Origin of the sequence: Pseudomonas borbori (assembly GCF_900115555.1) — a bacterium.
GTDB classification, from domain to species: domain Bacteria; phylum Pseudomonadota; class Gammaproteobacteria; order Pseudomonadales; family Pseudomonadaceae; genus Aquipseudomonas; species Aquipseudomonas borbori.
In genome coordinates this window covers 1-23,284 of record NZ_FOWX01000009.1, presented here as the reverse complement: position 1 = coordinate 23,284, position 23,284 = coordinate 1, and the positions used below count along the sequence as shown (strand labels likewise).

20 protein-coding genes are annotated in these 23,284 nt (G+C 64.7%); 8 read left to right on the top strand and 12 right to left on the bottom strand.

What is annotated here, in order from left to right:
- Positions 1 to 174: 174 nt before the first annotated feature.
- From phoB to BM315_RS08515, 3 genes are all read left to right on the top strand, one after another.
- Positions 175 to 864: a phosphate regulon transcriptional regulator PhoB gene (gene phoB / locus BM315_RS08525; protein WP_090499821.1), complete on the top strand. Its 690-nt coding sequence runs from the start codon at positions 175 to 177 to the stop codon at positions 862 to 864.
- 58 nt (positions 865 to 922) lie between these two features.
- Positions 923 to 2,257: a phosphate regulon sensor histidine kinase PhoR gene (gene phoR / locus BM315_RS08520; RefSeq protein ID WP_170862182.1), complete on the top strand. Its 1,335-nt coding sequence runs from the start codon at positions 923 to 925 to the stop codon at positions 2,255 to 2,257.
- 80 nt (positions 2,258 to 2,337) lie between these two features.
- Positions 2,338 to 3,678 carry a hemolysin family protein gene (locus BM315_RS08515; RefSeq protein ID WP_090499819.1) on the top strand — a complete coding sequence of 447 codons (1,341 nt, stop codon included), beginning with the start codon at positions 2,338 to 2,340 and terminating at the stop codon, positions 3,676 to 3,678.
- Positions 3,679 to 3,783: 105 nt separating this feature from the next.
- Here BM315_RS08515 and BM315_RS08510 read toward each other — a convergent pair whose 3' ends face one another.
- The gene (locus BM315_RS08510) at positions 3,784 to 4,680 is read right to left on the bottom strand and encodes a peptidoglycan DD-metalloendopeptidase family protein (protein ID WP_090499817.1); all 897 of its coding nucleotides are present in this window, start codon (positions 4,678 to 4,680) and stop codon (positions 3,784 to 3,786) included.
- A gap of 235 nt (positions 4,681 to 4,915) precedes the next feature.
- On the opposite strand from BM315_RS08510, the gene BM315_RS08505 reads away from it, so the two are divergent.
- Positions 4,916 to 5,233, top strand: coding sequence for a hypothetical protein (locus BM315_RS08505; protein WP_090499814.1), 318 nt, complete (start codon positions 4,916 to 4,918; stop codon positions 5,231 to 5,233).
- 129 nt (positions 5,234 to 5,362) lie between these two features.
- Here BM315_RS08505 and BM315_RS08500 read toward each other — a convergent pair whose 3' ends face one another.
- From BM315_RS08500 to BM315_RS08475, 6 genes are all read right to left on the bottom strand, one after another.
- Complete coding sequence (locus tag BM315_RS08500; protein WP_090499810.1) at positions 5,363 to 6,280, bottom strand: response regulator; 918 nt, start codon at positions 6,278 to 6,280, stop codon at positions 5,363 to 5,365.
- Positions 6,281 to 6,433: 153 nt separating this feature from the next.
- Positions 6,434 to 7,165 (bottom strand): phosphate signaling complex protein PhoU, encoded by a 732-nt coding sequence (gene phoU, locus BM315_RS08495; RefSeq protein WP_090499808.1) that lies wholly within the window; start codon positions 7,163 to 7,165, stop codon positions 6,434 to 6,436.
- A gap of 91 nt (positions 7,166 to 7,256) precedes the next feature.
- Positions 7,257 to 8,090 carry a phosphate ABC transporter ATP-binding protein PstB gene (gene pstB / locus BM315_RS08490; RefSeq protein ID WP_090499805.1) on the bottom strand — a complete coding sequence of 278 codons (834 nt, stop codon included), beginning with the start codon at positions 8,088 to 8,090 and terminating at the stop codon, positions 7,257 to 7,259.
- A 63-nt stretch (positions 8,091 to 8,153) separates the two neighbouring features.
- Entirely contained in the window at positions 8,154 to 9,830 is a 1,677-nt protein-coding gene (gene pstA, locus BM315_RS08485; protein ID WP_170862181.1) for a phosphate ABC transporter permease PstA, read from the bottom strand.
- Between the two features lie 15 nt (positions 9,831 to 9,845).
- The gene (locus BM315_RS08480) at positions 9,846 to 12,131 is read right to left on the bottom strand and encodes an ABC transporter permease subunit (protein WP_090499803.1); all 2,286 of its coding nucleotides are present in this window, start codon (positions 12,129 to 12,131) and stop codon (positions 9,846 to 9,848) included.
- Between the two features lie 180 nt (positions 12,132 to 12,311).
- On the bottom strand, positions 12,312 to 13,280 hold the full coding sequence (locus BM315_RS08475; protein ID WP_090499801.1) for a PstS family phosphate ABC transporter substrate-binding protein: 969 nt from the start codon (positions 13,278 to 13,280) through the stop codon (positions 12,312 to 12,314).
- A gap of 408 nt (positions 13,281 to 13,688) precedes the next feature.
- On the opposite strand from BM315_RS08475, the gene BM315_RS08470 reads away from it, so the two are divergent.
- Complete coding sequence (locus BM315_RS08470) at positions 13,689 to 14,093, top strand: acyl-CoA thioesterase (RefSeq protein ID WP_090499799.1); 405 nt, start codon at positions 13,689 to 13,691, stop codon at positions 14,091 to 14,093.
- A gap of 295 nt (positions 14,094 to 14,388) precedes the next feature.
- On the opposite strand, the gene BM315_RS08465 is transcribed toward BM315_RS08470, so the two are convergent.
- The gene (locus BM315_RS08465; RefSeq protein WP_090499797.1) at positions 14,389 to 15,489 is read right to left on the bottom strand and encodes a TRAP transporter substrate-binding protein; all 1,101 of its coding nucleotides are present in this window, start codon (positions 15,487 to 15,489) and stop codon (positions 14,389 to 14,391) included.
- 190 nt (positions 15,490 to 15,679) lie between these two features.
- On the opposite strand from BM315_RS08465, the gene BM315_RS08460 reads away from it, so the two are divergent.
- Both BM315_RS08460 and BM315_RS08455 read left to right on the top strand, forming a co-directional pair.
- Positions 15,680 to 16,225 (top strand): TRAP transporter small permease subunit, encoded by a 546-nt coding sequence (locus BM315_RS08460; RefSeq protein ID WP_090499794.1) that lies wholly within the window; start codon positions 15,680 to 15,682, stop codon positions 16,223 to 16,225.
- Positions 16,218 to 17,594, top strand: coding sequence for a TRAP transporter large permease (locus BM315_RS08455; RefSeq protein WP_090499792.1), 1,377 nt, complete (start codon positions 16,218 to 16,220; stop codon positions 17,592 to 17,594). The genes BM315_RS08460 and BM315_RS08455 overlap by 8 nt, the downstream gene beginning before the upstream one ends.
- 58 nt (positions 17,595 to 17,652) lie before the next feature.
- Here the strand turns inward: BM315_RS08455 and BM315_RS08450 are convergent, their stop codons facing one another.
- From BM315_RS08450 to BM315_RS08435, 4 genes are all read right to left on the bottom strand, one after another.
- Positions 17,653 to 18,849 (bottom strand): ABC transporter permease, encoded by a 1,197-nt coding sequence (locus tag BM315_RS08450; RefSeq protein WP_090500122.1) that lies wholly within the window; start codon positions 18,847 to 18,849, stop codon positions 17,653 to 17,655.
- 121 nt (positions 18,850 to 18,970) lie between these two features.
- The gene (locus tag BM315_RS08445) at positions 18,971 to 20,185 is read right to left on the bottom strand and encodes an ABC transporter permease (protein ID WP_090499790.1); all 1,215 of its coding nucleotides are present in this window, start codon (positions 20,183 to 20,185) and stop codon (positions 18,971 to 18,973) included.
- Positions 20,172 to 20,867 carry an ABC transporter ATP-binding protein gene (locus BM315_RS08440; protein ID WP_090499787.1) on the bottom strand — a complete coding sequence of 232 codons (696 nt, stop codon included), beginning with the start codon at positions 20,865 to 20,867 and terminating at the stop codon, positions 20,172 to 20,174. Before BM315_RS08440 ends, BM315_RS08445 begins: the two co-directional genes overlap by 14 nt.
- Complete coding sequence (locus BM315_RS08435; RefSeq protein ID WP_090499785.1) at positions 20,864 to 22,009, bottom strand: efflux RND transporter periplasmic adaptor subunit; 1,146 nt, start codon at positions 22,007 to 22,009, stop codon at positions 20,864 to 20,866. The genes BM315_RS08440 and BM315_RS08435 overlap by 4 nt, the downstream gene beginning before the upstream one ends.
- Positions 22,010 to 22,150: 141 nt before the next feature.
- Between BM315_RS08435 and BM315_RS08430 the strand changes: the two genes are divergently transcribed.
- Complete coding sequence (locus BM315_RS08430; protein WP_090499783.1) at positions 22,151 to 23,074, top strand: D-hexose-6-phosphate mutarotase; 924 nt, start codon at positions 22,151 to 22,153, stop codon at positions 23,072 to 23,074.
- Positions 23,075 to 23,284: the final 210 nt, after the last annotated feature.

Genomic DNA, 23,284 nt, shown 5'->3' with positions numbered 1-23,284 from the left:
GCACGATGGCGACAACCTGCCGGAGCCGGGCGACCTGGCCGAGGTAATCATCGAGAACATCGCAGCTGGCCTGACTCGGTGAAAGGCCGCCGCGGCAGCCCAGCTGTCACATGCCTGCAATAATTCCGTTATCTAATGCCACGCATGACAGTTCAACGAGCCGAGGCTGGATCCATGGTTGGCAAGAACATCCTGATCGTCGATGACGAAGCACCGATCCGCGAGATGATCGCGGTGGCCCTGGAGATGGCCGGTTACGAGTGCCTGGAAGCGGAGAACACCCAGCAGGCCCACGCCATCATCGTCGACCGCAAACCCGACCTGATCCTGCTCGACTGGATGCTCCCCGGCACCAGCGGCATCGAGCTGGCCCGGCGGCTCAAGCGTGACGAGCTGACCGCGGACATCCCGATCATCATGCTCACCGCCAAGGGCGAAGAGGACAACAAGATCCAAGGCCTGGAAGTCGGCGCCGACGACTACATCACCAAGCCATTCTCGCCGCGCGAACTGGTCGCCCGACTGAAGGCCGTGCTGCGCCGTGCCGGCCCCAGCGACAGCGAAGCACCGATCGAAGTCGGCGGCCTGCTGCTCGACCCGATCAGCCATCGGGTGACCATCGACGGCAAACCGGCCGAGATCGGTCCGACCGAATACCGTCTGCTGCAATTCTTCATGACCCATCAGGAGCGCGCCTACACCCGCGGTCAGTTGCTCGACCAGGTCTGGGGTGGCAATGTCTATGTCGAAGAGCGCACGGTCGATGTGCATATCCGCCGCCTGCGCAAGGCACTCGGCGAGGCCTACGAGAACCTGGTGCAGACCGTGCGCGGCACGGGCTATCGTTTCTCCAGCAAAAGCTAGCGGCATCCCCAGCCGATGACGGCGTGGGTTAGGATTGCCGGCTTGCCTCAGCGGCTCAATGGATCGATTGGCGGATGACTCCCAAGTGAAGCAAAACTGGCGTGGCGCAGTGACGCGCCGCCTGCTGTTGTTAATCGGTGCCTGCCTGCTGCTCGGCCTGCTCACCGGCGAGTATGCCTGGGCGCTGGCGACCGGCCTGGCCATCCACCTGGGCTGGACCCTGAGCCAGTTGCTGCGCCTGCACAAATGGTTGAAAGAGCACCAGCCAGACGAGCCGCCACCGGATGGCTACGGCCTGTGGGGCGAGGTGTTCGACAGCATCTACCACCTGCAACGGCGCAACCAGCGCGCCCGCGGCCGCCTGCAGGCGGTGATCGATCGGGTGCAGGAATCCACCGCCGCACTGAACGACGCGGTGATCATGCTCGACAGCCAGGGCAACCTGGAATGGTGGAACCGCGCCGCGGAGACCCTGCTCGGCCTGAAAACCCCGCAGGACAGCGGCCAGTCGATCACCAACCTGCTGCGCGACCCGCGCTTCATCGACTACTTCGAGCGCGGCAGCTACCTCGAACCGCTGGAACTGCCCTCGCCAGTCAACGACCGCCGGCGCCTGCAGTTCCATATCACCCGCTACGGCAACCGCGAGCACCTGATGCTGGTGCGCGACATCACCCGTTTGTATCAGCTCGAGCAGATGCGCAAGGACTTCGTCGCCAACGTCTCCCACGAACTGCGCACGCCGCTGACGGTGATCGCTGGTTACCTGGAAACCCTGCTGGATAACGTCGAAGAGGTCAACCCGCGCTGGCTACGCGCGCTGCAACAGATGCAGCAGCAAGGCGGGCGCATGCAGAACCTGCTCAATGACCTGCTGTTGCTGGCCAAGCTGGAGGCCACCGACTACCCCTCGGACAACCAGCCGGTGGCGGTCGACCTGCTGCTGTTGTCGATCAAGAGCGACGCCCAGGCGCTGTCCGGCGAACGCATGCACCGCATCAGCCTGGAAGCCGACCCGCACATCAAGCTCAAGGGCAGCGAGGCGGAATTGCGCAGCGCCTTCTCCAACCTGGTGTTCAACGCGGTCAAATACAGCCCCAACGAAGGCGAGATCCATATCCGCTGGTGGGGCGACGAACAGGGCGCGCACCTCTCGGTGCAGGACTGCGGCCCGGGCATCGAGGCCAAGCACCTGCCACGCCTGACCGAACGCTTCTACCGGGTCGACTCCAGTCGCGCCAGCAATACCGGCGGCACCGGCCTGGGCCTGGCCATCGTCAAACACGTGCTGCTGCGCCACCGCGCGCGCCTGGAGATCGACAGCAGCCTGGGCCAGGGCAGCACCTTCAGCTGCCACTTTGCCGGCACTCAGGTGGTGCGCCGCAGCCGCTAACAGGCCGCGGCGTACGCGCAGCTTGCAAAGCCGCTGGCTTGGCCCCACCCTTTAGCGGTCATTGGCCAACCGAACCCTGTATGGACCCCTCCACGAGTCTCTCCGCCGCCACTTTTTTCGCCGATTTCGGCCTCGTTCTCTTCGCCCTGTTGCTGGTGCTGCTCAACGGCTTTTTCGTCGCCGCCGAGTTCGCCATCGTCCGCCTGCGCGCCACCAAGGTCGAGGCCCTGGCCAACCAGAACGGCTGGCGCGGGCATATCCTGCGTACCGTACACAGCCAGATGGATGCTTACCTCTCGGCCTGCCAACTGGGCATCACCCTGGCCTCGCTGGGCCTGGGCTGGGTCGGCGAGCCGGCCTTCGCCGAACTGCTCACCCCGCTACTCGGCGCCATCGGCATCGAGTCGGCCAAGCTGGTGCACGGCATCGCCTTCTTCACCGCCTTCTCGATCATTTCCTACCTGCACATCGTGGTCGGCGAGCTGGCACCGAAATCCTGGGCCATCCGCAAACCCGAACTGCTGTCGCTGTGGACGGCCGCGCCGCTGTACCTGTTCTACTGGGCCATGTACCCGGCGATCTTCCTGCTCAATGCCAGCGCCAATGCCATCCTGCGCATCGCCGGTCAGGGCGAACCGGGGCCGCACCATGAGCACCATTACAGCCGCGACGAACTCAAGCTGATCCTGCATTCCAGCCGCGCCAGCAATCCCAGCGACCAGGACATGCGCGTGCTGGCCTCTGCCGTGGAGCTTGGCGAGCTGGAGGTGGTGGACTGGGCCAACTCGCGCGAGGATCTGGTCTACCTGGCGCTGAACGCACCGCTGGACGAGGTGTTCAGCGTGTTCCGCCGGCACAAGTACAGCCGCTACCCGATCCTCGACGAAGCCAGCGGCGAATTCGTCGGCGTGCTGCACATCAAGGATCTGCTGCTGCACCTGTCCTTGCTGGAGATGCTGCCCTCGGCCCTGAAACTGGCCGAGCTGATGCACCCGATCGAACGGGTCGGTCGGCACATGCCGCTGTCCAACCTGCTCGAGCAGTTCCGCCAGGGCGGCTCGCACTTCGCCCTGGTCGAGGAGGCCGACGGCAAGGTGATCGGCTACCTGACCATGGAAGACGTGCTGGAAGCCCTGGTCGGCGACATCCAGGACGAGCACCACAAGACCGAGCGCGGCATCCTCGCCTACCAGCCGGGCAAGCTGCTGGTACGCGGCGACACCCCGCTGTTCAAGGTCGAGCGCCTGCTGGGGGTCAACCTCGACCACGTCGAGGCGGAAACCCTGGCCGGGCTGGTCTACGAAACCCTCAAGCGCATGCCCGAGGAGGAAGAAGTGCTGGAGGTCGACGGCCTGCGCATCATCGTCAAGAAGATGAAGGGACCGAAGATCGTCCTGGCCAAGGTGCTCAGGCTGGATTGAAGCGCTTGTGGGAGGGGCTGGGCGGCACTCCGCTTTAGCCGCGAAGCCTTGGCGCATCATCCAGCCGCGGTTGACAAGGCTTCGCCCGGTCCGCCCTACGCCGGCTCACTCACCACCCACGGCGAAATTCGGCAGGCTGTTGACCGGCTGGGCGAAGTCGAAGGGGATGGATTCCAGGGCCAGGCCGACGTTGCGCTGCACCACGAAGTGCAGGTGCGGGCCGGTGCTGTTGCCGGTGTTGCCTGAGCGGGCGATGAGGCTACTGCTGTTGATCCGCTGGCCTTCGCGCACGCTGACCGAGCCCTGCATCAGGTGCAGGTAGACGCCCATGGTGCCGTCGTCGTGGAGGATGCGCACATAGTTGCCGGAGGGGTTGTTGCCGCGCCCGCTCTGCTGGTTCTCGGTCTTGACCACCACGCCGCCGCGCGCCGCGACTATCGGCGTGCCCTCGGGCATGGCGATGTCCATGGCGTAACGCCCTTTGGCGGTGAAGTGGCTGTATTTACCATTGGCGCCCTGGGTCAGGCGGAAGGGACCGCCGCGCCAGGGTAGCGGGTAGCTCTGCTGCGTCGGCAGCAGGCGCGGGTCGCCGAGGGCATAACGCAGTTTCGGCGTATAGCGCAGCGGCTTGCCGGCATCGCGCGCGGTCAGGGTGGCGAGGCGGATCTTGCTGCGCGGCGGCAACACCCAGGTGATGGGTTTATCCGGGGCGCCGATGGCGTTGTCGACCTGCTCCAGCTTCAACTCGATCTGCACCGGCGCATACAAGTCGTTGCGCACCAGCAGGGTATCGCCGGCCGCATGCTTCTGGGTTTCCAGCTTCACCTGATTGTCCAGGCGCTCGACCATGCGGTCGCGGAAGACGAACACCTGAGCACCCGCTGTCGCTTTATCGGTATAGGTCACCACACCGTTGGCGTCGGTGTATTTGTAGATGGTCAGGGCGGCGGCCTGACTGGCAACCAGCAGCAGGGCGCAAAAAACGATCAGGCGAAAGGGCATGGGCTCACGGACTGCTGTGATTCTCCAGAGCACTGGAGACTAGCAGCGCCGCTGCAGGCACGCGAGCCCGAAATAGCCGAAATGTGACCCTGCACAGCCAACGCCATCCAGAGTTCGTGCGACAGTTTGACGCAGCGCCCGCACCGGCTAACCTCAAAATTAGCCATGCCCGGTAGCTCGACGCGAAGCGGGCAGCCAAACGCGGCACGAGCCGTCACCATGAGGATTAAGCGCCATGAGAATATCGATGCTCAACAACATGCTGATCGACAAACCGCTGCGGGAGGTTTTCTGGTTCTACGGCGTGATACCCAGCAATATTCTCTGGGCCGTATCACTGGCGGTGTATTTCAGCGGCGCCGCGCTGGCCACAGTGGTGCTCATGTTCGCCGTACTGCTCGCCTATACCGCCTGGATCATCGCCGAGATCTGGCATTGCAGTGGCAACGTGGAAAATCCAACCCATGGTGATATCGCCCGCGTCCTGACCGCCGCCTGGGCGATCAATACGCTGCTGCTGATTTCCTTCCTGCTGCTGCAACGCCTGGGCTGAGCAGCCCTTGCGAGGCTGTGAAAAAACGCTCGCCGACTGCGGCCTCCGCCGTGCAGTGGCGACCTACGCGCCGTAGCGGAACGCTGACGGCGCGCGATAGGTTCACAGCCGTTGAGGATCGATCAGGAATCAGGCGCCGGGGACGAAGTGCTTCTGCGCCGTCCCGCGGGCGATCAGGCGCGACAGGTAGTCGAGCTTCTGCGGGTCCTGATCGACGAACTTGAACGTCAGCAGCAGCCATTCGCTATCCGGCCTGGGTTCCAGCGCCGCCACTGCATGCAGGTAGCCGTTTAGCCGCGCCACCTCGCCGCCTTCTCCCTGCTCGAGGTCGAGTACTGCGCTCTCCAGCACTTGCGGCGGCAGCTCGGTGCGCTTGACCACCAATTGCGCGTCCTTGAGGCTGAGCGCCTTGATCACGCAGTTCATGGTGCCGCTGGCCAGACGCAACTGTCCCTGACCGCGTCCGCCCGGAGCCTGCCCGGCCGATTTGGCCGAAGCCATCGGCGTTGCTGCTGGAGCCTCCTGCGGCACCGGAGCAGCCGGAGCAAGCGCCGCCGGCTTGATCACCTGAGCCTGACCGCCGGTCAGCGCCGCCAGGGAGTCATTGGCAAAGCCGCCACTGCTGAGCATTTTCGGCGGCGCGCTGGCCATCAGGGCTTGCAGCTTGCCGGCACGGCTCAGGGCCTTCTTGACCTTGGTCACCAGCTGCTCGTTGGAAAAGGGCTTGCCGATGAAGTCGGATACACCGGCCTGGATCGCCTGGATCACGTTGTCCTTGTCGCCGCGGCTGGTGACCATGATGAAGGGCACGGTTTTCAGGTTGTCCTGCTCGCGGCACCAACTGAGCAGTTCGAGGCCCGACAGTTCGGGCATTTCCCAATCGCAGAGAATCAGGTCGATGCTTTGCCGGCCGAGCAGTTGCTGGGCCTTGCGCCCGTTGATGGCTTCGACTATCTGCACGCCGGGAAAGTGATCGCGCAGGCCTTTCTTCACCAGGTCACGGATAAAGGTTGCATCGTCCACCACCAGTACGCTGACTTTGCTCATCGGCCACTCCTGTTCGAATGGCCCCAAGCATAAGCGCGGCGAATGGCCAAAGGCCAACCCTAAAGTGGCGGTTGGCCATTTTTAGGTTGGACCATCCGCCTTACAGCCCCAGGGCGCCAGGGTTCTGCTGCATCAGGCTCGCAGGCGCGGCACTCAGCGGTCCTTGCCGATGCCTTCTACTTCTTCCTTCATCCGGGTCAGGCCCATGTGTTTGACGTCGGTGCCGCGCACCAGGTAGATCACCAGTTCGGCAATGTTGCGCGCGTGGTCGCCGATGCGCTCCAGCGAGCGCAGGGCCCAGATGATGTTGAGCACCCGCGAGATCGAACGCGGGTCTTCCATCATGTAGGTGACCAGCTCGCGCAGGGCGGTCTTGTATTCGCGGTCGACGGTCTTGTCGTACTGCGCCACCGACAGGGCCAGGTCGGCGTCGAAGCGGGCGAAGGCGTCCAGCGCCTCCTGCACCATCTTGCGCACCTGGTCGCCGATATGCCGCACTTCGACGTAGCCGCGCGGCGCCTCGCCTTCCTCGCACAGGAGAATCGCGCGCTTGGCGATCTTGGTCGCTTCGTCGCCGATGCGCTCGAGGTCGATCACCGACTTGGAGATGCTGATGATCAGGCGCAGGTCGGAAGCCGCCGGCTGACGGCGGGCGAGGATGCGCACGCATTCCTCGTCGATGTTGCGCTCCATCTGGTTGATCTGGTCGTCGATCTCGCGCACTTGCTGGGCCAGACCGGAGTCGGCGTCGATCAGCGCGGTGACCGCGTCGTTGACCTGCTTCTCGACCAGCCCGCCCATGGCCAGCAGGTGGCTGCGCACCTCCTCCAGCTCGGCGTTGAACTGCTGGGAGATGTGCTGGGTGAGGTTGTCTTTGTTGATCATTGGTTCGCTCCGCGAAAATCCGGGTAGGGTGCGCCGTGCGCACCACAGGGCAGCTGCAGCTGGTGCGCGCAGCGCACCCTACGGGGTCAACTCAACCATAGCGCCCGGTGATGTAGTCTTCCGTCTGCTTCATCGCCGGGTTGGTGAACAGGGTGTCGGTGTCCCCGAACTCGATCAGCTTGCCCATGTACATGAAGGCGGTGTAATCCGAGACCCGCGCCGCCTGCTGCATGTTGTGGGTGACGATGACAATGGTGTACTTGGATTTCAGTTCGTAGATCAGTTCTTCGACCTTGAGGGTGGAGATCGGATCCAGCGCCGAGCAGGGTTCGTCGAGCAGCAGCACTTCCGGCTGCACCGCCACGGTCCGGGCGATCACCAGGCGCTGCTGCTGGCCGCCGGACAGGCCGAGGGCCGACTCGTGCAGACGGTCCTTGACCTCGTCCCACAAAGCCGCGCTTTTCAGGCCCCACTCCACCGCTTCGTCGAGCACGCGCTTCTGGTTGATGCCCTGGATGCGCAGGCCATAGACCACGTTCTCGTAGATACTCTTGGGGAAGGGGTTGGGCTTCTGGAACACCATGCCGACCCGGCGACGCAGCTCGGCGACGTCTTCGCCCTTGCGGTAGATATTGCGCCCGTCGAGGTTGATTTCACCCTCGACGCGGCAACCGTCGACCAGATCGTTCATCCGGTTGAAGGTGCGCAGCAGGGTCGACTTGCCGCAACCGGACGGACCGATAAAGGCGGTGACGCGCTGCTTGGGGATGTTCAGCTTGACGTCGAACAGCGCCTGCTTGTCGCCGTAGTACAGATTCAGACCCGGCACCTGAATCGCCACGGTTTCCCCGGCCAGGTCGAGGCTCTGCTTGTCCCGGCCCAGGGCCGTGATGTCGATGCCGTGGGTGTGTGCTTGGTGCTGCATGGGATGCTCCCTACGCTAACAATTCGTTGATCATCCCCCGCCTGCGGCAGAGGACAAAAGTCTTTAGTGATCCAGCGCCTTGTACTTCTCACGCAGGCGGTTACGCATGTACACCGCCGTGAGGTTCAGCACCGCGATCACCAGCACCAGCAGCAGTGCCGTGGCGTAGACCAGCGGCCGCGCGGCCTCGACGTTGGGGCTCTGGAAGCCGACGTCGTAGATATGGAAACCCAGGTGCATGATCTTCTGGTCCAGGTGCAGGTACGGGTAGTTGCCGTCCACGGGCAGCGAGGGCGCCAGCTTGACCACGCCGACCAGCATCAGCGGCGCCACTTCACCGGCGGCACGCGCCACGGCGAGGATCAGGCCGGTCATCATCGCCGGGCTGGCCATCGGCAGCACCACGCGCCAGAGCGTTTCGATCTTGGTCGCGCCGAGGGCCAGGGAACCTTCACGCAGCGCCCGCGGAATCCGCGCCAGGCCTTCTTCGGTGGCGACGATCACCACCGGCACGGCGAGCAGCGCCAGGGTCAGCGAGGCCCACAACAGCCCCGGCGTACCGAAGGTCGGCGCCGGCGCGGCCTCGGGGAAGAACAAGCGGTCGATCGAGCCACCCAATACATAGACGAAGAAGCCCAGGCCGAACACCCCGTAGACGATGGCCGGTACGCCGGCCAGGTTGTTCACCGCAATGCGGATTACCCGGGTCATCGGTCCCTGCTTGGCGTACTCGCGCAGGTAGATGGCCGCCACCACGCCGAACGGGGTGACGATCACTGCCATGATCAGGGTCATCATCACGGTGCCAAAGATCGCCGGGAAGATGCCGCCTTCGGTGTTGGCCTCGCGCGGATCGGCGCTGACGAACTCCCACAGCTTGGCGCCGTAGAACTGCAGCTTGCCGAGGGGCGACATGGCGTTCGGCTGATAGGCGCGCACCACCTTGCCCAGGCTCAGCTCGACCTCGCGACCATCGGCGGTGCGTACCGTGGCGCTGTCGCGGTTGAAGGCCGCGTAGAGTGCCACCAACTGGGTTTCCAGCACCTTGTACTCGGCGTCCCATTGCGCCCGCTCCATCTCCAGATCGGCCTGGGCCTGTGCATCCAGCTTGCCCTCCAGCTCCAGCTTGCGGGTTTGCAGGCGAATGCGCTCGAGCCCGGCGTTGATCCGGCCGATGTCTTTCTTCTCCAGGCGCACCACCTGGGCATGCAGCTCCTCGACCCGGGCCAGACGCTCCTGCAGGACGTCCCAGGCCGCATCGCCTTCGGCGACCAGTTGGCCGTTTTCCTTGACGTTGACCAGGTAGCCGTAGAGGTTGCCCCATTCGCGGCGCTCGAATGCCGTGAGGCCTTCCGGGGTGCGCTGATTGCTCAGCCACTCGCCTACCACCCAGCTGAAGTCGGCGCCGTAGAGGTCACGGTTACCCACCTTGAACAGTTCGCGAGTCATGAACTCGCCGCCTTCGGCTGCCACCGGCAAGCCGGACGCGGCCAGACGCGCGCGCGGGATCTCTTCGATCTGGGTGATCTCGCCGGCCATCACCTTGATTTCCTGGCCAGGCACCTGATAGTCGGCCTCGACGATATCGGCCGGCCAGAAGTGGCCGAGGCCACGGGTGGCGATCACGGCGAGCAGACCCAGGGTCATGATCACGGCGATGGACACCGCACCGGCGTTCATCCAGATCCACGGCGAACCGCTTTTGACCCAGGCTTTTACGGAATTCTTTTTCACCGACATATACCTTCCAAAGCCCTAGAGCGACGCGTACTTGACGCGCAGACGCTGGCGCACCAGTTCCGCGAGCGTATTCATGACGAAGGTGAAGGACAGCAGCACCAGCGCCGAGAGGAACAGCACCCGGTAATGCGTGCCGCCCACCGCCGATTCGGGCATTTCCACCGCCACGTTGGCGGCCAGGGTGCGCAGGCCCTCGAAGATGTTCATGTCCATGATCGCGGTGTTGCCGGTGGCCATCAGCACGATCATGGTTTCGCCGACCGCGCGGCCCATGCCGATCATTATTGCCGAGAAGATACCCGGGCTGGCGGTGAGAATGACCACCCGGGTCAGGGTCTGCCAAGGCGTCGCGCCGAGGGCCAGGGAACCGAAGGTCAGGCTCTTCGGCACGCTGAACACGGCGTCTTCGGCAATCGAGTAGATCGTCGGGATCACCGCGAAGCCCATGGCCAGGCCGACCACCAGGGCGTTGCGCTGGTCGAACGCGATGCCCAGATCATTGCTCAGCCAGCTGCGCATGTTGCCGTCGAACAGCCAGACTTCCAGATGGCCGCTCATGCTCAGCGAGACGATGCCGACCAGCAGGATCACCGGGACCAGCAGCGCCGCTTCCCAGCCATCCGGCACCAGCAGGCGGACCGACTCGGGCAGGCGGCTCCAGGCGAAGCCGGCCAGCAGGATGCCGACCGGGGTAAAGATCAGCAGGCTGAATATCCCCGGCAGATGGCCCTCGACATAGGGCGCGAGGAACAGGCCGGCGAAGAAACCGAGGATCACCGTCGGCAGCGCCTCCATCAGCTCGATCACCGGCTTGATCTTGCCGCGCATGGCCGGGGCCATGAAATAGGCGGTGTAGATGGCCGCGGCAATCGCCAGCGGCGCGGCGAGCAACATCGCGTAGAACGCGGCTTTGAGGGTGCCGAACGCCAGTGGCGCGAGGCTCAGTTTGGGCTCGTTGTCGGTGCTGGCGGAGGTCGACTGCCATACATAGTCGGCCTCGTCGTAGTTTTCGTACCAGACCTTGCCCCACAACGAACTCCAGGACACTTCCGGGTGCGGGTTGTCGATCAGCAGACGCTGCAGTTGCCCCTGCGCCTCGACCAGCACACGGTCGGCGCGCGGCGACAAGCCGGCCAGGGCGGCGCCTGCGGTCAGCGGCTCGACCAGCAGGGTGCGGTGCGCGGTGCTGTGGAAGATGCCCAGATTGCCTTCGGCATCCAGGGCCATGAAACCCTTGCGCCGCTCTTCCGGGAGAATCTGGGTGATGGCGCTGTCGCCCATCTGGAAGCTGCGGATCGACTTCAGGTACTGCTTGCCGTCCTCGTCGCGGACCATGAACCACTGCTGGATGGCGCCCTTGCTGTCGCCGATCATCAGCGAGATACCGCCGAGCAGCGCAGTCGCGTTGGTGACGTCGGTGGCGCCATCGCTGAGCAGCTTGTAGCGGCCATTCAGTTCCTTGGTACGCAGGCTGAAGACGTCCGCCGTGGCGCGGCCGTTGATCACGTACAGCCACTGATGGCGCGGATCGATGATCAGCGCCTTGATCGGTTCGGCGATCTGCGCCAGGACGATGCGGTCCTCGCTGAGGGTCACCTCGCCGGTCATCAGGTTTTCTTCGCGACCGAGGCTCAGCACATGCAGATCGCTGGAAGTGGAGGCCGCCAGCAGCAGGGTGCCGCCGTTCAGGCTGACACCGACGTGATCCAGGGCGCGGCCTTGCGCGTCGAGACTGATCGCGGCTTCGCCGAACGGGTAGTTGATCCGCGGCGTAATGGTTTTCACGTCGTTCGGGTAACTGACCGGGTAGGCATGCTCGAACACCAGCACCTGGCCGCTGGACAGACCCAGGGCCACGCGATTGCTGCCCGGTTGATCCTGGGCAACCGAGACGACCTGGCTATTGGCCGGCAGCGGCAGGGTTTCCGCGCTCAGCAAGGCCATGCTCTTGGCATCGAAAAACTGCACCTGGCCACGCTCGTCGAGGCGCATGGCCACCTGGTTCTGTTCTTCCACCGCCATCAACAAGGGTTTGCCGGCATCCGCCAACCAGGCCGGCTGCAGCGGCTTGCGCGCTTCGAGATCAACGCCCTGGAACATCGGCAAGACGATGTAGGCCAGGTAGAAGAAAATCAGGGTGATGGCGCCCAGCACTGCCATGCCGCCGATCGATACGCACCAGCGGGCCAGGTGATCCTTGAACGCACGCATGCGCCGCTTGCGCAGCAAGGCCGGGGTATCGAAGTCCAGCCTCAGGGATTTGGGCGAGGCGGTCACGGTTTCACGAGACAGGTCATTCATAGTATGGGCATCTCTGCGCGGCCATGAGCGCGCCGTAATTTCATTCGTGGCACAGGCCGATTAATCTAGCCAGCTTGTGTGACAGAAAAGTTACAGCAGACTGACAAAGCGACGCCCACCTCTCTTTCGAGAGGCGGGCGTCGCTACAAAGCTGGCGTCCCTGCCAGTAGAGCCGGGTGCTTAGAGACCCAGTTCCTTCATGGTCTTCTCGACCACTTTGCTCGGCAGCGGGATGTAGCCATCCTTGACCACGACTTCCTGACCTTGCTTGGACAACACCAGCTTGACGAACTCGGCGTCCAGCGGGCTCAGGGCCTTGTTCGGCGCCTTGTTGACATACACATAGAAGAAGCGCGCCAGCGGGAACTTGCCAGCCAGGGCGTTTTCTTCGTTGGCTTCGAAGGCTTCGCCGCCTTTCTTCGACAGCGCTACAGCCTTGACGCTGGAAGTCTTGTAGCCAATGCCCGAGTAACCGATGGCATTCAGGGTGCTGGAGATCGACTGCACCACGGAAGCCGAACCCGGCTGCTCGTTGACGTTAGCCTTGAAATCGCCTTTGCACAGGGCTTCTTCCTTGAAGTAGCCGTAGGTGCCGGATACCGAGTTGCGACCGAACAGCTGGATCGGCTTGGCCGCCCACTCGCCGGTCATACCAACATCGCCCCAGGTCTTGATGTCGCTGGCGCCACCGCACAGGCGGGTGCTGGAGAAGATCGCGTCGACCTGCTCGATCGACAGGCTCTTGATCGGGTTGTCCTTGTGCACGAATACCGCCAGGGCATCGATGGCCACCGGAACGGCAGTCGGCTTGTAGCCATACTTCTGCTCGAAGGCCTGGATCTCGCTGTCCTTCATGGCGCGGCTCATCGGGCCCATGTTGGCGGTGCCTTCGGTCATCGCCGGTGGCGCGGTGGAGGAACCGGCGGCCTGGATCTGGATGTTGACGTTCGGGTAGTTCTTCTTGAACTCTTCCGCCCACAGGGTCATCAGGTTGGCCAGCGAGTCGGAACCGACGCTGGACAGGTTGCCCGACACACCGGAGGTCTTTTCATAGGTCGGCAGAGCCGGGTCGATAGCAGCGACCGCAGTGGCGGTGGCGACGCCAGCGGCGACGAAAGTCATGGCCGCCATCAAACGCTTAAGTTTCATGCCTTGCTCCTAGCAGAATTTAGTGTTGGATTGAACGAGCCCAAGTATCTGCAGCCCCTGTGACCAATCTATGAAAACAATGTGACAGTTAGATGAACGCACCCGACTTTAGCAGGCCGTTGAAAAACGTAGGCGAGGCAGTCAGCGCAAGGCAAAAACAGGCGAAAAAGCGGAGTTTACAGCTGTAAATGAGCATGTTGATCGGACTCGCGCCCGAGCCTGTTTTTAACGCCGCGATGGCAACGCAGGTAGTTTTTCAACGGCCTGTTAGCGGGCCACTGACCGCCTGCATCGAAGGCATAGCGCCATGGTCGCTCGCTGACCATTCAGTCGGTATACTCGCCAAACCCGCATCCTTGCGGGCCCGCATCAACAACAACAACAACCGCGCCGCGAGCCGTACTCGAGATGAACAACGACTTCGAACAGGATGACCCGATTCCCCAGGGCGATCTGGCACTGCAGATCACCGCGCTACCACGCGAAACCAATGGTTTCGGCGACATCTACGGTGGCTGGCTGGTATCGCAAATGGACTTGGCCGGTACCGCCATGGCCAGCAAGGTCGCAGGCGGCCGCGTGGCAACGGTGGCGATCGATCGCATGGCCTTTCTGGTGCCGGTCGCCGTTGGTGCGCAACTGTCCTTCTACACCCAGGCCCTCGAGATCGGCCGCAGCTCGATCCAGATGCTGGTCGAGGTGTGGAGCGACGACCCGCTGTCCAGCGAATGGCGCAAGGTCACCGAGGCGGTGTTCGTCTTCGTCGCCATCGACGGCAGCGGCCGCACCCGCCCGGTACCGGCGCGGCGCTGAAGCAACAACTCGATCCCTCCTGCGGATTGCTAACCGCAGGATGCGAGCCGCGCAGGATGAACGCAGCGATACCCATCGCCAGTCATACGCATCGCCAGTCATTCAATGGCGCAGCCCACATAAGCGCCAGCGCAATCCGGGAAGGCGTTCGCGATGGCCATGGACTTGTCGGATTTGCCCCAGATCGCGAATTCCCATACATCGCTGAGCGTGGCGATGGGGCGCACAGCGCACTATGGCTGAATCCCAGATACGCAAACGCCGGCGCGAGGCCGGCGTTTTTAGTGGCCAGAAATCAGCCGCGGATGTTGTAGATGTCCTTCTCGTTGAGTTCGGCGTAGTCGTACAGGCGCTGCAGATAAGCCTTCTGCTGCGCCCACACCTTGCTCGCCACCGGATCGGTAGCGGCGGAGGCATCGACCACTTCGGCCGCCACTTCCTTGAGCTTGGTCAGCACGTCGTCCGGCAGGCGACGCACGTCCACGCCTTCGCCCTTGAGTTGCTCCAGGGCTTCCATGTTCTTGGCGTTGTAATCGTCGAGCATGTCGCCGTTCACATCGCGCGCCGCAGCGCGGACGATGGCCTGCAGGTCGGCCGGCAGGGTTTCCCAGGCCTTGATGTTGATGTCCAGCTCGAACAGTACGCTCGGCTCCTGCCAGCCCGGGGTGTAGTAGTACTTGGCCGCCTTGTGCAGGCCCAGGGCCTGGTCGTTGTACGGGCCGATCCACTCGGTGGCGTCGATGGCGCCGGTCTGCATGGCGGTGAAGATCTCGCCGGCCGGCATATTGACCACCGTGCCGCCCATCTTGGTCAGCACTTCGCCGCCCAGGCCCGGGGTGCGCATCTTCAACCCCTGGAAGTCGGCGACGCCGTTGATTTCCTTGTTGAACCAGCCGGCGGTCTGCACGCCCGTGCTGCCGCAGGCCATGGGCAGTACGCCGAACGGCTTGTAGACCTCTTCCCACAGCTCGATACCGCCGCCCTTGTGCAGCCAGGCGTTCATTTCCTGGGCATTGGGGCCGAACGGCAAGGCGCAGAAGAACTGCGCGGCAGGCACCTTGCCTTTCCAGTAATAAGGCGCACCATGGCCCATCTCGGCGGTGCCGCGGGACACCGCATCGAACACTTCCAGTGCCGGCACCAGCTCACCAGCGGCATACACCTTGACCTTCAGGCGGCCGTTACTCATTTGCTCGACCAGCGTGGCGAAGCGTTCGGCACCCACGCCTACGCCAGGAAAATTCTTCGGCCAGGACGTAACCATCTTCCAGTTGAAAGTCTCGCTACTCGCGCCTTCTTGGGGCTTGGCGGTAGTTTCAGCCTCTTTGTTGCAGCCGGCCAAGGCGGTTGCTGCAAGACCTACACCCGCAGCTGCGAGAATTTGACGACGCTTCATGTAATAACTCCTTGTTGTTGTACTAATGATCCGAGCACCGGGATCGCCGGTATTCAGCTATATGTTGAGTATCACAGGGCTCTCCACCTCTCAAGCGTAACGACTACGTACGTAGTACTGCCGGTTGCGACGCTCTTACCCTGCCGCCTAGAATCCCCGGGTTTCCTGGCCATAACAATAAGGATCTGCCATGTCGAATCGTCCCCCTCCCTTGCTCGGCTTAGCGCGCCTGCTCGACGCCATCAATGCCGGCTTTGGCAAGGCCTGCGCCTGGCTCACCCTGTTTCTGGTCATCGGCACCGCGACCGTGGTGGTGTTGCGCTATGGCTTCGGCATTGGCGCCACCGCGCTGCAGGAAGCCGTGCTCTATGCCCACGCCCTAGTGTTCATGGGCGCCGCAGCCTGGGTGCTGCAGTGCGACGGCCATGTGCGCGTGGATATTTTCTACCAGAAGTTCAGCGGCCGCCGCCAGGCGCTGGTGGAAATCCTCGGCAACCTGCTGTTCCTCCTGCCGGTGTGTCTGTTCCTCGGCTGGAGCAGCTGGGATTACGTGGGCAACTCCTGGGCGACCCTGGAAGGATCGAGCGAATCGGGCGGCCTGAAGTTCGTCTATCTGCAGAAGAGCATCATCCTGGTGCTGGTGTTCTGCCTGGTACTGCAAGGAATCTCCAACTTGATCAAATCCGCCTACATCCTCGCCGGTCGCCTGCCTGCACCGGAGGTGAAGCATGGTTGAGTTAATGGCGATCCTGCTGTTCATCTGCATCTGCGCGGCCTTGATGGCCGGCTATCCGGTGGCCTTCACCCTCGGCGGCGTGTCCCTGCTGTTCGCCGGTATCGGCATGCTCACCGGCACCTTCGATGGCGGCTACCTCAACGCCCTGCCCAACCGCCTGTTCGGCATCATGAACAACCAGACCATGCTGGCGGTGCCGCTGTTCGTGTTCATGGGGGTGATGCTGGAAAAATCACGGGTCGCCGAAGACCTGCTGGAATCCATGTCGCGGCTGTTCGGCACCCTGCGCGGCGGCCTGGCGATTTCCGTGTGTGTGGTCGGCGCGCTGCTCGCCGCCAGTACCGGCATCGTCGGCGCCACCGTGGTGACCATGGGCCTGCTGGCCTTGCCGACCATGCTCCGGCGCGGTTATGACCCGGCTATCGCCACCGGCACCCTGGCCGCCACCGGCACCCTGGGGCAGATCATTCCACCGTCGATCGTGCTGGTCCTGCTCGGTGACGTCATGTCCAGCGCCTATCAGCAGGCGCAGTTGAAGATGGGTATCTTCTCGCCGAAAACCGTGTCGGTCGGCGACCTGTTCGTCGGCGCGCTGCTGCCCGGTCTGCTGCTGGTCGGCCTGTACATCGCCTACATCATCGGCGTGGCGATCTTCCAGCCGAAGAAGCTGCCGGCCCTGCCGCAGGAAGAACTCGGCCCGATCGAATGGGCCAAGCTGATCAACGCCCTGGTGCCGCCGCTGCTGCTGATCGGCGCGGTGCTCGGCTCGATCCTCGCCGGATACGCCACCCCCACCGAAGCGGCCGCCCTGGGGGCGCTCGGCGCCATGGCGCTGGCTTTCTATAAAGGCAAGCTGAACTTCGGCCAGCTGCGCCAAGTGGCCTACGGCACCACCGAAATCAGCGCCATGGTATTCCTGATCCTGATTGGCGCCTCGCTGTTCTCCCTGGTGTTCCGCGGCTTCGGCGGCGAGGCCATGATCGAGGACATCTTCGCCCAACTGCCCGGCGGGGTGCTCGGCGCCTTCTTCCTGGTGATGGTGGTGGTCTTCCTGCTCGGCTTTATCCTCGATTTCATCGAGATCACCTTCGTGGTGGTGCCGATCGTCGGCCCGGTATTGCTGGCCATGGGCCTGGACCCGGTCTGGCTCGGCGTGATGATCGCGCTGAACCTGCAGACCTCCTTCCTCACCCCGCCGTTCGGCTTCGCCCTGTTCTACCTGCGCGGCGTCACCCCGCCGTCGGTGCCAACCAGCACCATCTACAAGGGCGTGCTGCCGTTCATCCTGATCCAGCTGTTGTTGCTGGTGGTTGCCTATATCTTCCCCGGCCTGATTACCTGGCTGCCGGAACAGGTGTACGGCAAGTAGAGCGGCGACCGCTTGCTCCCGTAGGGTGCGCCGTGCGCACCCTACGCCAGCCCTGGCGCTACTCGCTGCGCAGTGCATCCACCGGATGCAGGCGCGCCGCACGACGGGCCGGAGCGATGCCGGCGAACAAGCCGATAAGCGCCGACAGCAGCAGCGCCAGCAGCAGGAAGCCGGGCGCCAGCTGCAGCGGCAGGCCGGGCAGGCTCAGGTGCACAACCGCCAGCAGCAGCGCCATCAGCAGCAGGCCGAGCACCCCGCCGGCCAACGACAGCAGCGCCGCCTCGGCGAGAAACAACCCCAGCACCTGCCGCGGCGTGGCGCCAATGGCGCGCAGCAAGCCGATCTCGGCGGTGCGTTCGCCGACCGTGGTGGTCATGATGGTGAGAATACCCACCGCCCCCACCAACAGCGAGATGCCGCCGAGGGCGGCGACGGCGATGGTCAGGGTACCGAGGATGCGGTCGAGGCTGGCGAGCATGTCGTCCTGGGTGGTCAGGCTGAAATCCTCGCGGCCGTGGCGCTCGATCAACAGCTGGCGGATCCGCTCACTCAGCGCCTGCGAACCGATGCCGGCATTGAACATCACGTTGATCTCCATCAGGCCGTCGCGGTTGAACAGGCTCTGCGCCCAGTCCACCGGAATGTAGGCGATGTCGTCGAGGTCGAAGCCGAGCAACTGGCCCTTCTCCTCGATCACCCCGATCACCCGAAAGCGTATGCCGCCGACCCGGATCGCCTCGCCCAGCGGGCTGACCTCGCCGAACAGCTCCTGGCGCAGCTTGTGCCCGAGCACCGCATAGGGTGGCGAGCGGCCGTCGCGGGCCGGCGGCAGGAACTGGCCGAGGGCCAGACGAAAACGCCAGGCCTCGGCCAGCTGATGGCCGCCGCCGATGATGTCGCTGTTGCGACTCATCACCCCGTACTGGATGTCGCCACTGCCCTGGATGATCGGCACCACCGCCTCGACATGGGCCAGACGCCCCAGGGCGTCGGCATCGCTCAGGCTCAACGGGCGCACGCTGCTGAGGATGCCGCCGATGCCGCCGGTCTGGGTCTTGCCCGGGTGCACGGCGATGATCCGCGTGCCGAACTGCGCGAAGTTATCCAGCACATAGACCCGCAGGCCTTCGCCGATGGCCGTGAGCAACGCCACCGCGGCGATGCCGATCGCCACCCCGAGCAGGGTCAACAGGCTGCGCAACGGCCGGCTGATCAGGGTCGTGGCGGTGAGGTGGAGGCCGTCCTGCCAGCGCATCATGGTCGCGCCCTTATACACGGATGATTGGTGCGCACGGCCTGGGCGGTCCCGCGACACCCTACGGGGTTGGTGTGCGGTTCGGGGTAGGGTGCGCCGTGCGCACCATGGCATCTCCTGTTCACGCCCGTGCCCCCGGCGGGCGCAGCGCCGCCAGCGGCTCCATGCGCGCCGCCTGGTTGGCCGGCAGCCAGGCGAACAGCAAGGCGGCGAGCAGGGCCAGCAGCAGCGAGCCGGCGCGGGCCCACACCGGCGTCTGCAGGGGAATTTCCCACAACTGGCGGCCGAACCAGAGCAGCGCCTCGCTCAGGCCCAGGCCGATCAGGCCGCCGGCCAGGGCCAGCAGCGCCGCCTCGCCGACAAACAACGCGCGCACCTGCGCCGGCCGCGCGCCCAGGGCCTTGAGCAGGCCGATCTCGGCGGTGCGCTGGTTCACCGCGATCCAGGTCACGTTCATGATCAGGATGCCGGCCACCAGCAGGCTGATCGCGGCGATCCCGGCCAACGCCAGGCTGAGCACATCGAGAATGCCGTCGAACGCCGCCAGCATCGAATCCTGGCTGATCAGGGTGACGTCCTCCTTGCCCTCGTGGCGGGCCTTGATGGTCTCGAGGATCTGCCGCTTGCCGCTGGCGAGAAAATGCGGCCCGCGCAGTTCGGCGAACACCCGGAACAGCCCCTCGCGGTTGAACAGCACTTGGGCGCTGGCCACCGGGATGATCAGCATCTCGCCGAAGTCCATGCCCAGCGATTCGCCGCGCTCGCCGAGAATGCCCACCACCCGGAAGCGCCGGTCGCCGGCACGCAGCCACTGGCCCAGGGCCGGACGCGCGCCGAACAACTCGCGCCTGAGGCTGAGGCCGATCACACAGACCGCCTCGGCCTGATCCAGCGCCAGCGCCGGCAGGATCTGCCCCTGGGCCACATCGAGCTGGCGGATGGCGAAGAATTCGTGGCTGGTGCCCAGGGTGAAGGCCTCGCGCACCCGGTTGCCGACGCTGACCTCGACCTGCCCGGCCTGCAGCGGTGCGACCCGGCGCACGCTGGGCAGACGGCCGATGGCCTCAGTGTCGCCGAGGGTCAGGTCGCGGGTCGCCAGCCCGGTGATCGGCGGCATGCCGCCGGTGGTTTCCTTGCGTCCCGGCAGCACGATCAGGGTGTTGCGCCCGAGCAGGGAGAATTCGCCGATGACGAACTGCCGCGCGCCCTCGGCCAAACCGGTGAGCAGGTTCACCGCGACCACGCCGATGGCCATGGCCAACAGCAGCATCAGGCTGCGCGAGCGGTGCCCGCCCAGCGCGCCGAGCATCAGCCCCAGGCCATCAGCCGCGCGCATCGCCGGGCTCCTGGCGGATGTCGTCGATGATCTGGCCGTCGCGCATGCTCAGGCGCCGTCGCGCCCGCCCGCCGATGGCAGGATCGTGGGTCACCACCAGCAGGGTCAGGCCCTCGCCGTTGAGTTCCTCGAGCAGCGCCACCACCTCGGCGCCGGAATGGCTGTCGAGGTTGCCGGTGGGCTCGTCCGCCAGCAGCAGCGCCGGCTGCATGACCATGGCGCGGGCAATGGCCACCCGCTGGCGCTGGCCGCCGGACAGCTCGGCCGGGCGATGCCTGACCCGGTCGCCGAGGTTCAGCCGCTCGACCAGGCGCGCGCTGCGCCGGTGGCGCTCGGCCGGCTCGAGGCCGGCCAGGAGCATCGGCAGCTCGATGTTCTCCAGGGCGGTCAGGCGCGGGATCAAATGATAGGACTGAAAGACGAAGCCGATATGCCGGCTGCGCAGTTCGGCGCGGCGATTCTCGTCGAGCGCCGCGGTGGCCTCGCCGTTCAACCAGTACTCGCCGCTGTCCGGCGCATCGAGCAGGCCGAGGATATTCAGCAGGGTCGACTTGCCCGAGCCGGACGGCCCCATCACCGCCAGATACTCGCCGGGATCGACCTGCAGATCGACCCGATCGAGGCCCTTGACCTGCTGGTCGCCGAGGATGAAGCAACGGCTGACCCCGCTCAGGCGGATCATGGCGCGCCCTCATCCTCGGCACTCACCGCCACGCCATCGGCCAGGCCGTCCTGCTCCAGGCTGGCGAGAATCCGCTCGCCTTCGCTCAGCCCATCGAGCACCTCGGTCCAGCGCCAGTTGCTCAGCCCGGTAGTCAGGCGCACCTCGCGCAGCACCCCGGCCGCGGCGTCATAACGCAGCACCCGACGCCCTTCCAGCAGGCTTTCGGTCGGAATGCGCAGGGTCTGCGGGCGCTGCTCGATAATGACTTCCACGTCGGCGCTGTAACCGGTCAGCAGCGCCACATCCAGCGGCACCGGGTCGAAGCGCGCCTCGACATCGACGGTACGCGCCTGGCGTTCGAGGTCGCGCACGAAGGGCGCGATACGGCTGACCCGGCCCTGGAAATGTTCGCCGCGAAAGGCGTCCAGGCCGATGCGTACCGGCATGCCCGGCTTGACCCGCGCCGCATCCACCTCGTCGATCGGCGCCTCGACATACAGGCAGCTGTCATCGATCAGATCCACCGCCGGCGGCGTCGGAATACCCGGCGGCGAGGGGGTGACGAACTCGCCGACTTCACCGTTGATCTCGGCGATGATCCCGGCGAAGGGCGCGCGCAGCGTGGCCTGATCGAGCAGCGCGCGCTGCAGGGCCAGGTTCGCCTCGGTCTCGCGGATCGTCATGGCAGCGGCGCTGCAGGCCAACGCCGACAGCCGCGCGCGGGTGGCGCTCTGATCGACCCGGTCCGCGGCCACCAACTGACGCGCCTGCAGGCGTGCCAGACGCTCATGGTCGCGGCGCTCCAGGTCGGCCTGCAGGCAGCGCTGCTGGCGCTGGTTGCCCAACTCATCCAGGCGCGCCTCGACCTCACGCACGCGGGCCTGCAGTTCGTCCTGGCGCAGGCGCATCAACACCTGACCGGCCGCCACCCGCTGGCCCTCCTCGACCAGGCGCTGGCTGACCTGGGCACCCAGGTTGAACGACAGCTGGGTACGCCGACAGGCCTTGAGCGTACCGGCGCGGGTATTGGCCACCAGGGCCTCGACCGGCCCGCGCTCCACCACGACCAGGCGCACCGGCAGCGGCTGCGGTCGACTCCACCACCAGAACGCCGCCGCCACGCCCAGCAACAGCAGTACAGCCAGCAACATCTTGCGCATCGCAGCCTCCCTTCGGTCTAGGTCAGACTAGGCCAGCGGCAACCACGCAACAATGCGCCAGGTCAGTGAATCAACTGGCCTGGCCTTTGCCGGCACAGCGGTTCACACTTTCTCCAAGAAGAGCAATCGAGGAGCGCAGTCATGAGCGGAACCGAACAACACCCACAGGCCGAGCGGGTGGAAATCAACCAACTGGCCTGCTGGCGCGTGCGCAGCGCCAACGCCGAACTGCTGGTCGCGCAACAGGGCGCGCAGATACTCAGCTACCAACGCGATGGCGAGCAACCGCTGATCTGGCTCAGCGAGCAGGCCGAATTCAAGCAGGGCCAGGGCGTGCGCGGCGGGGTGCCGGTGTGCTGGCCCTGGTTCGGCGACCTGCGGCGCAACCCGGAGCAGGTGCAGGCCATGCATCAGCCCGGGCAGATGATAGTGCCGGCCCACGGCCTGGTACGCTCGCTGGACTGGCAACTGCTCGGCATCGACAGCCAGGACCACGGCGTGGTCCTCGAATTCGTCTTCAACAGTGTCGAGCAGCCGCTGGCGGAATGGCCGCACGCCGCCGAACTGAAACTGCGCATCCGCCTCGACGAGCAACTGCACCTCGAACTCGAGACGCGCAACCTCGGCGACACGCCCCTGGCCTTCAGCCAGGCCCTGCACAGCTACTTCGCCGTCAGCGATATCCGCCAGGTGCACGTCGAGGGGCTGAGGGGCTGCCGCTACATCGACACCCTGGACAACTGGCTGGAACGGCAACAAAGCGACGCCCTGAGCTTTCACGGCGAAACCGACCGCATCTACCTGGATACCCCGGCGCAACTGAGCATCGTCGATCCCGCCTGGCAGCGGCGCATCCAGCTACGCAGCAGCGGCTCACGCTCGGCCGTGCTGTGGAACCCCTGGATCGACAAGGCCCGGCGCCTCTCGCAATTCGCCGAAGACGCCTGGCAAGGCATGCTCTGCATCGAACACGCCAACGTCCTCGACGATCACCTCCTGCTCGCCCCCGGCGCCCAGCACCGGCTCAGCGTCAGCCTGTGGAGCGAAGCGCTGCCGACGGTTTGATTGCCGTTGGCGGCGTATCGCGTGGGATGAGTAAAGGATCAGAAGTTGCGGGTCTTTCTTTAACAAAGGCCCGCTTTGATTCGGTAGGTGACGGTTGCGGATGGCTGGAAACGGTCCAGGCTGTGTAAAAACTCCCACTCAACTCTGCGGATCGCGTTGCTACGCGAATTCTGGAGAAGTTTTCGCATCGAGCTTGCGTGGAATTTACGA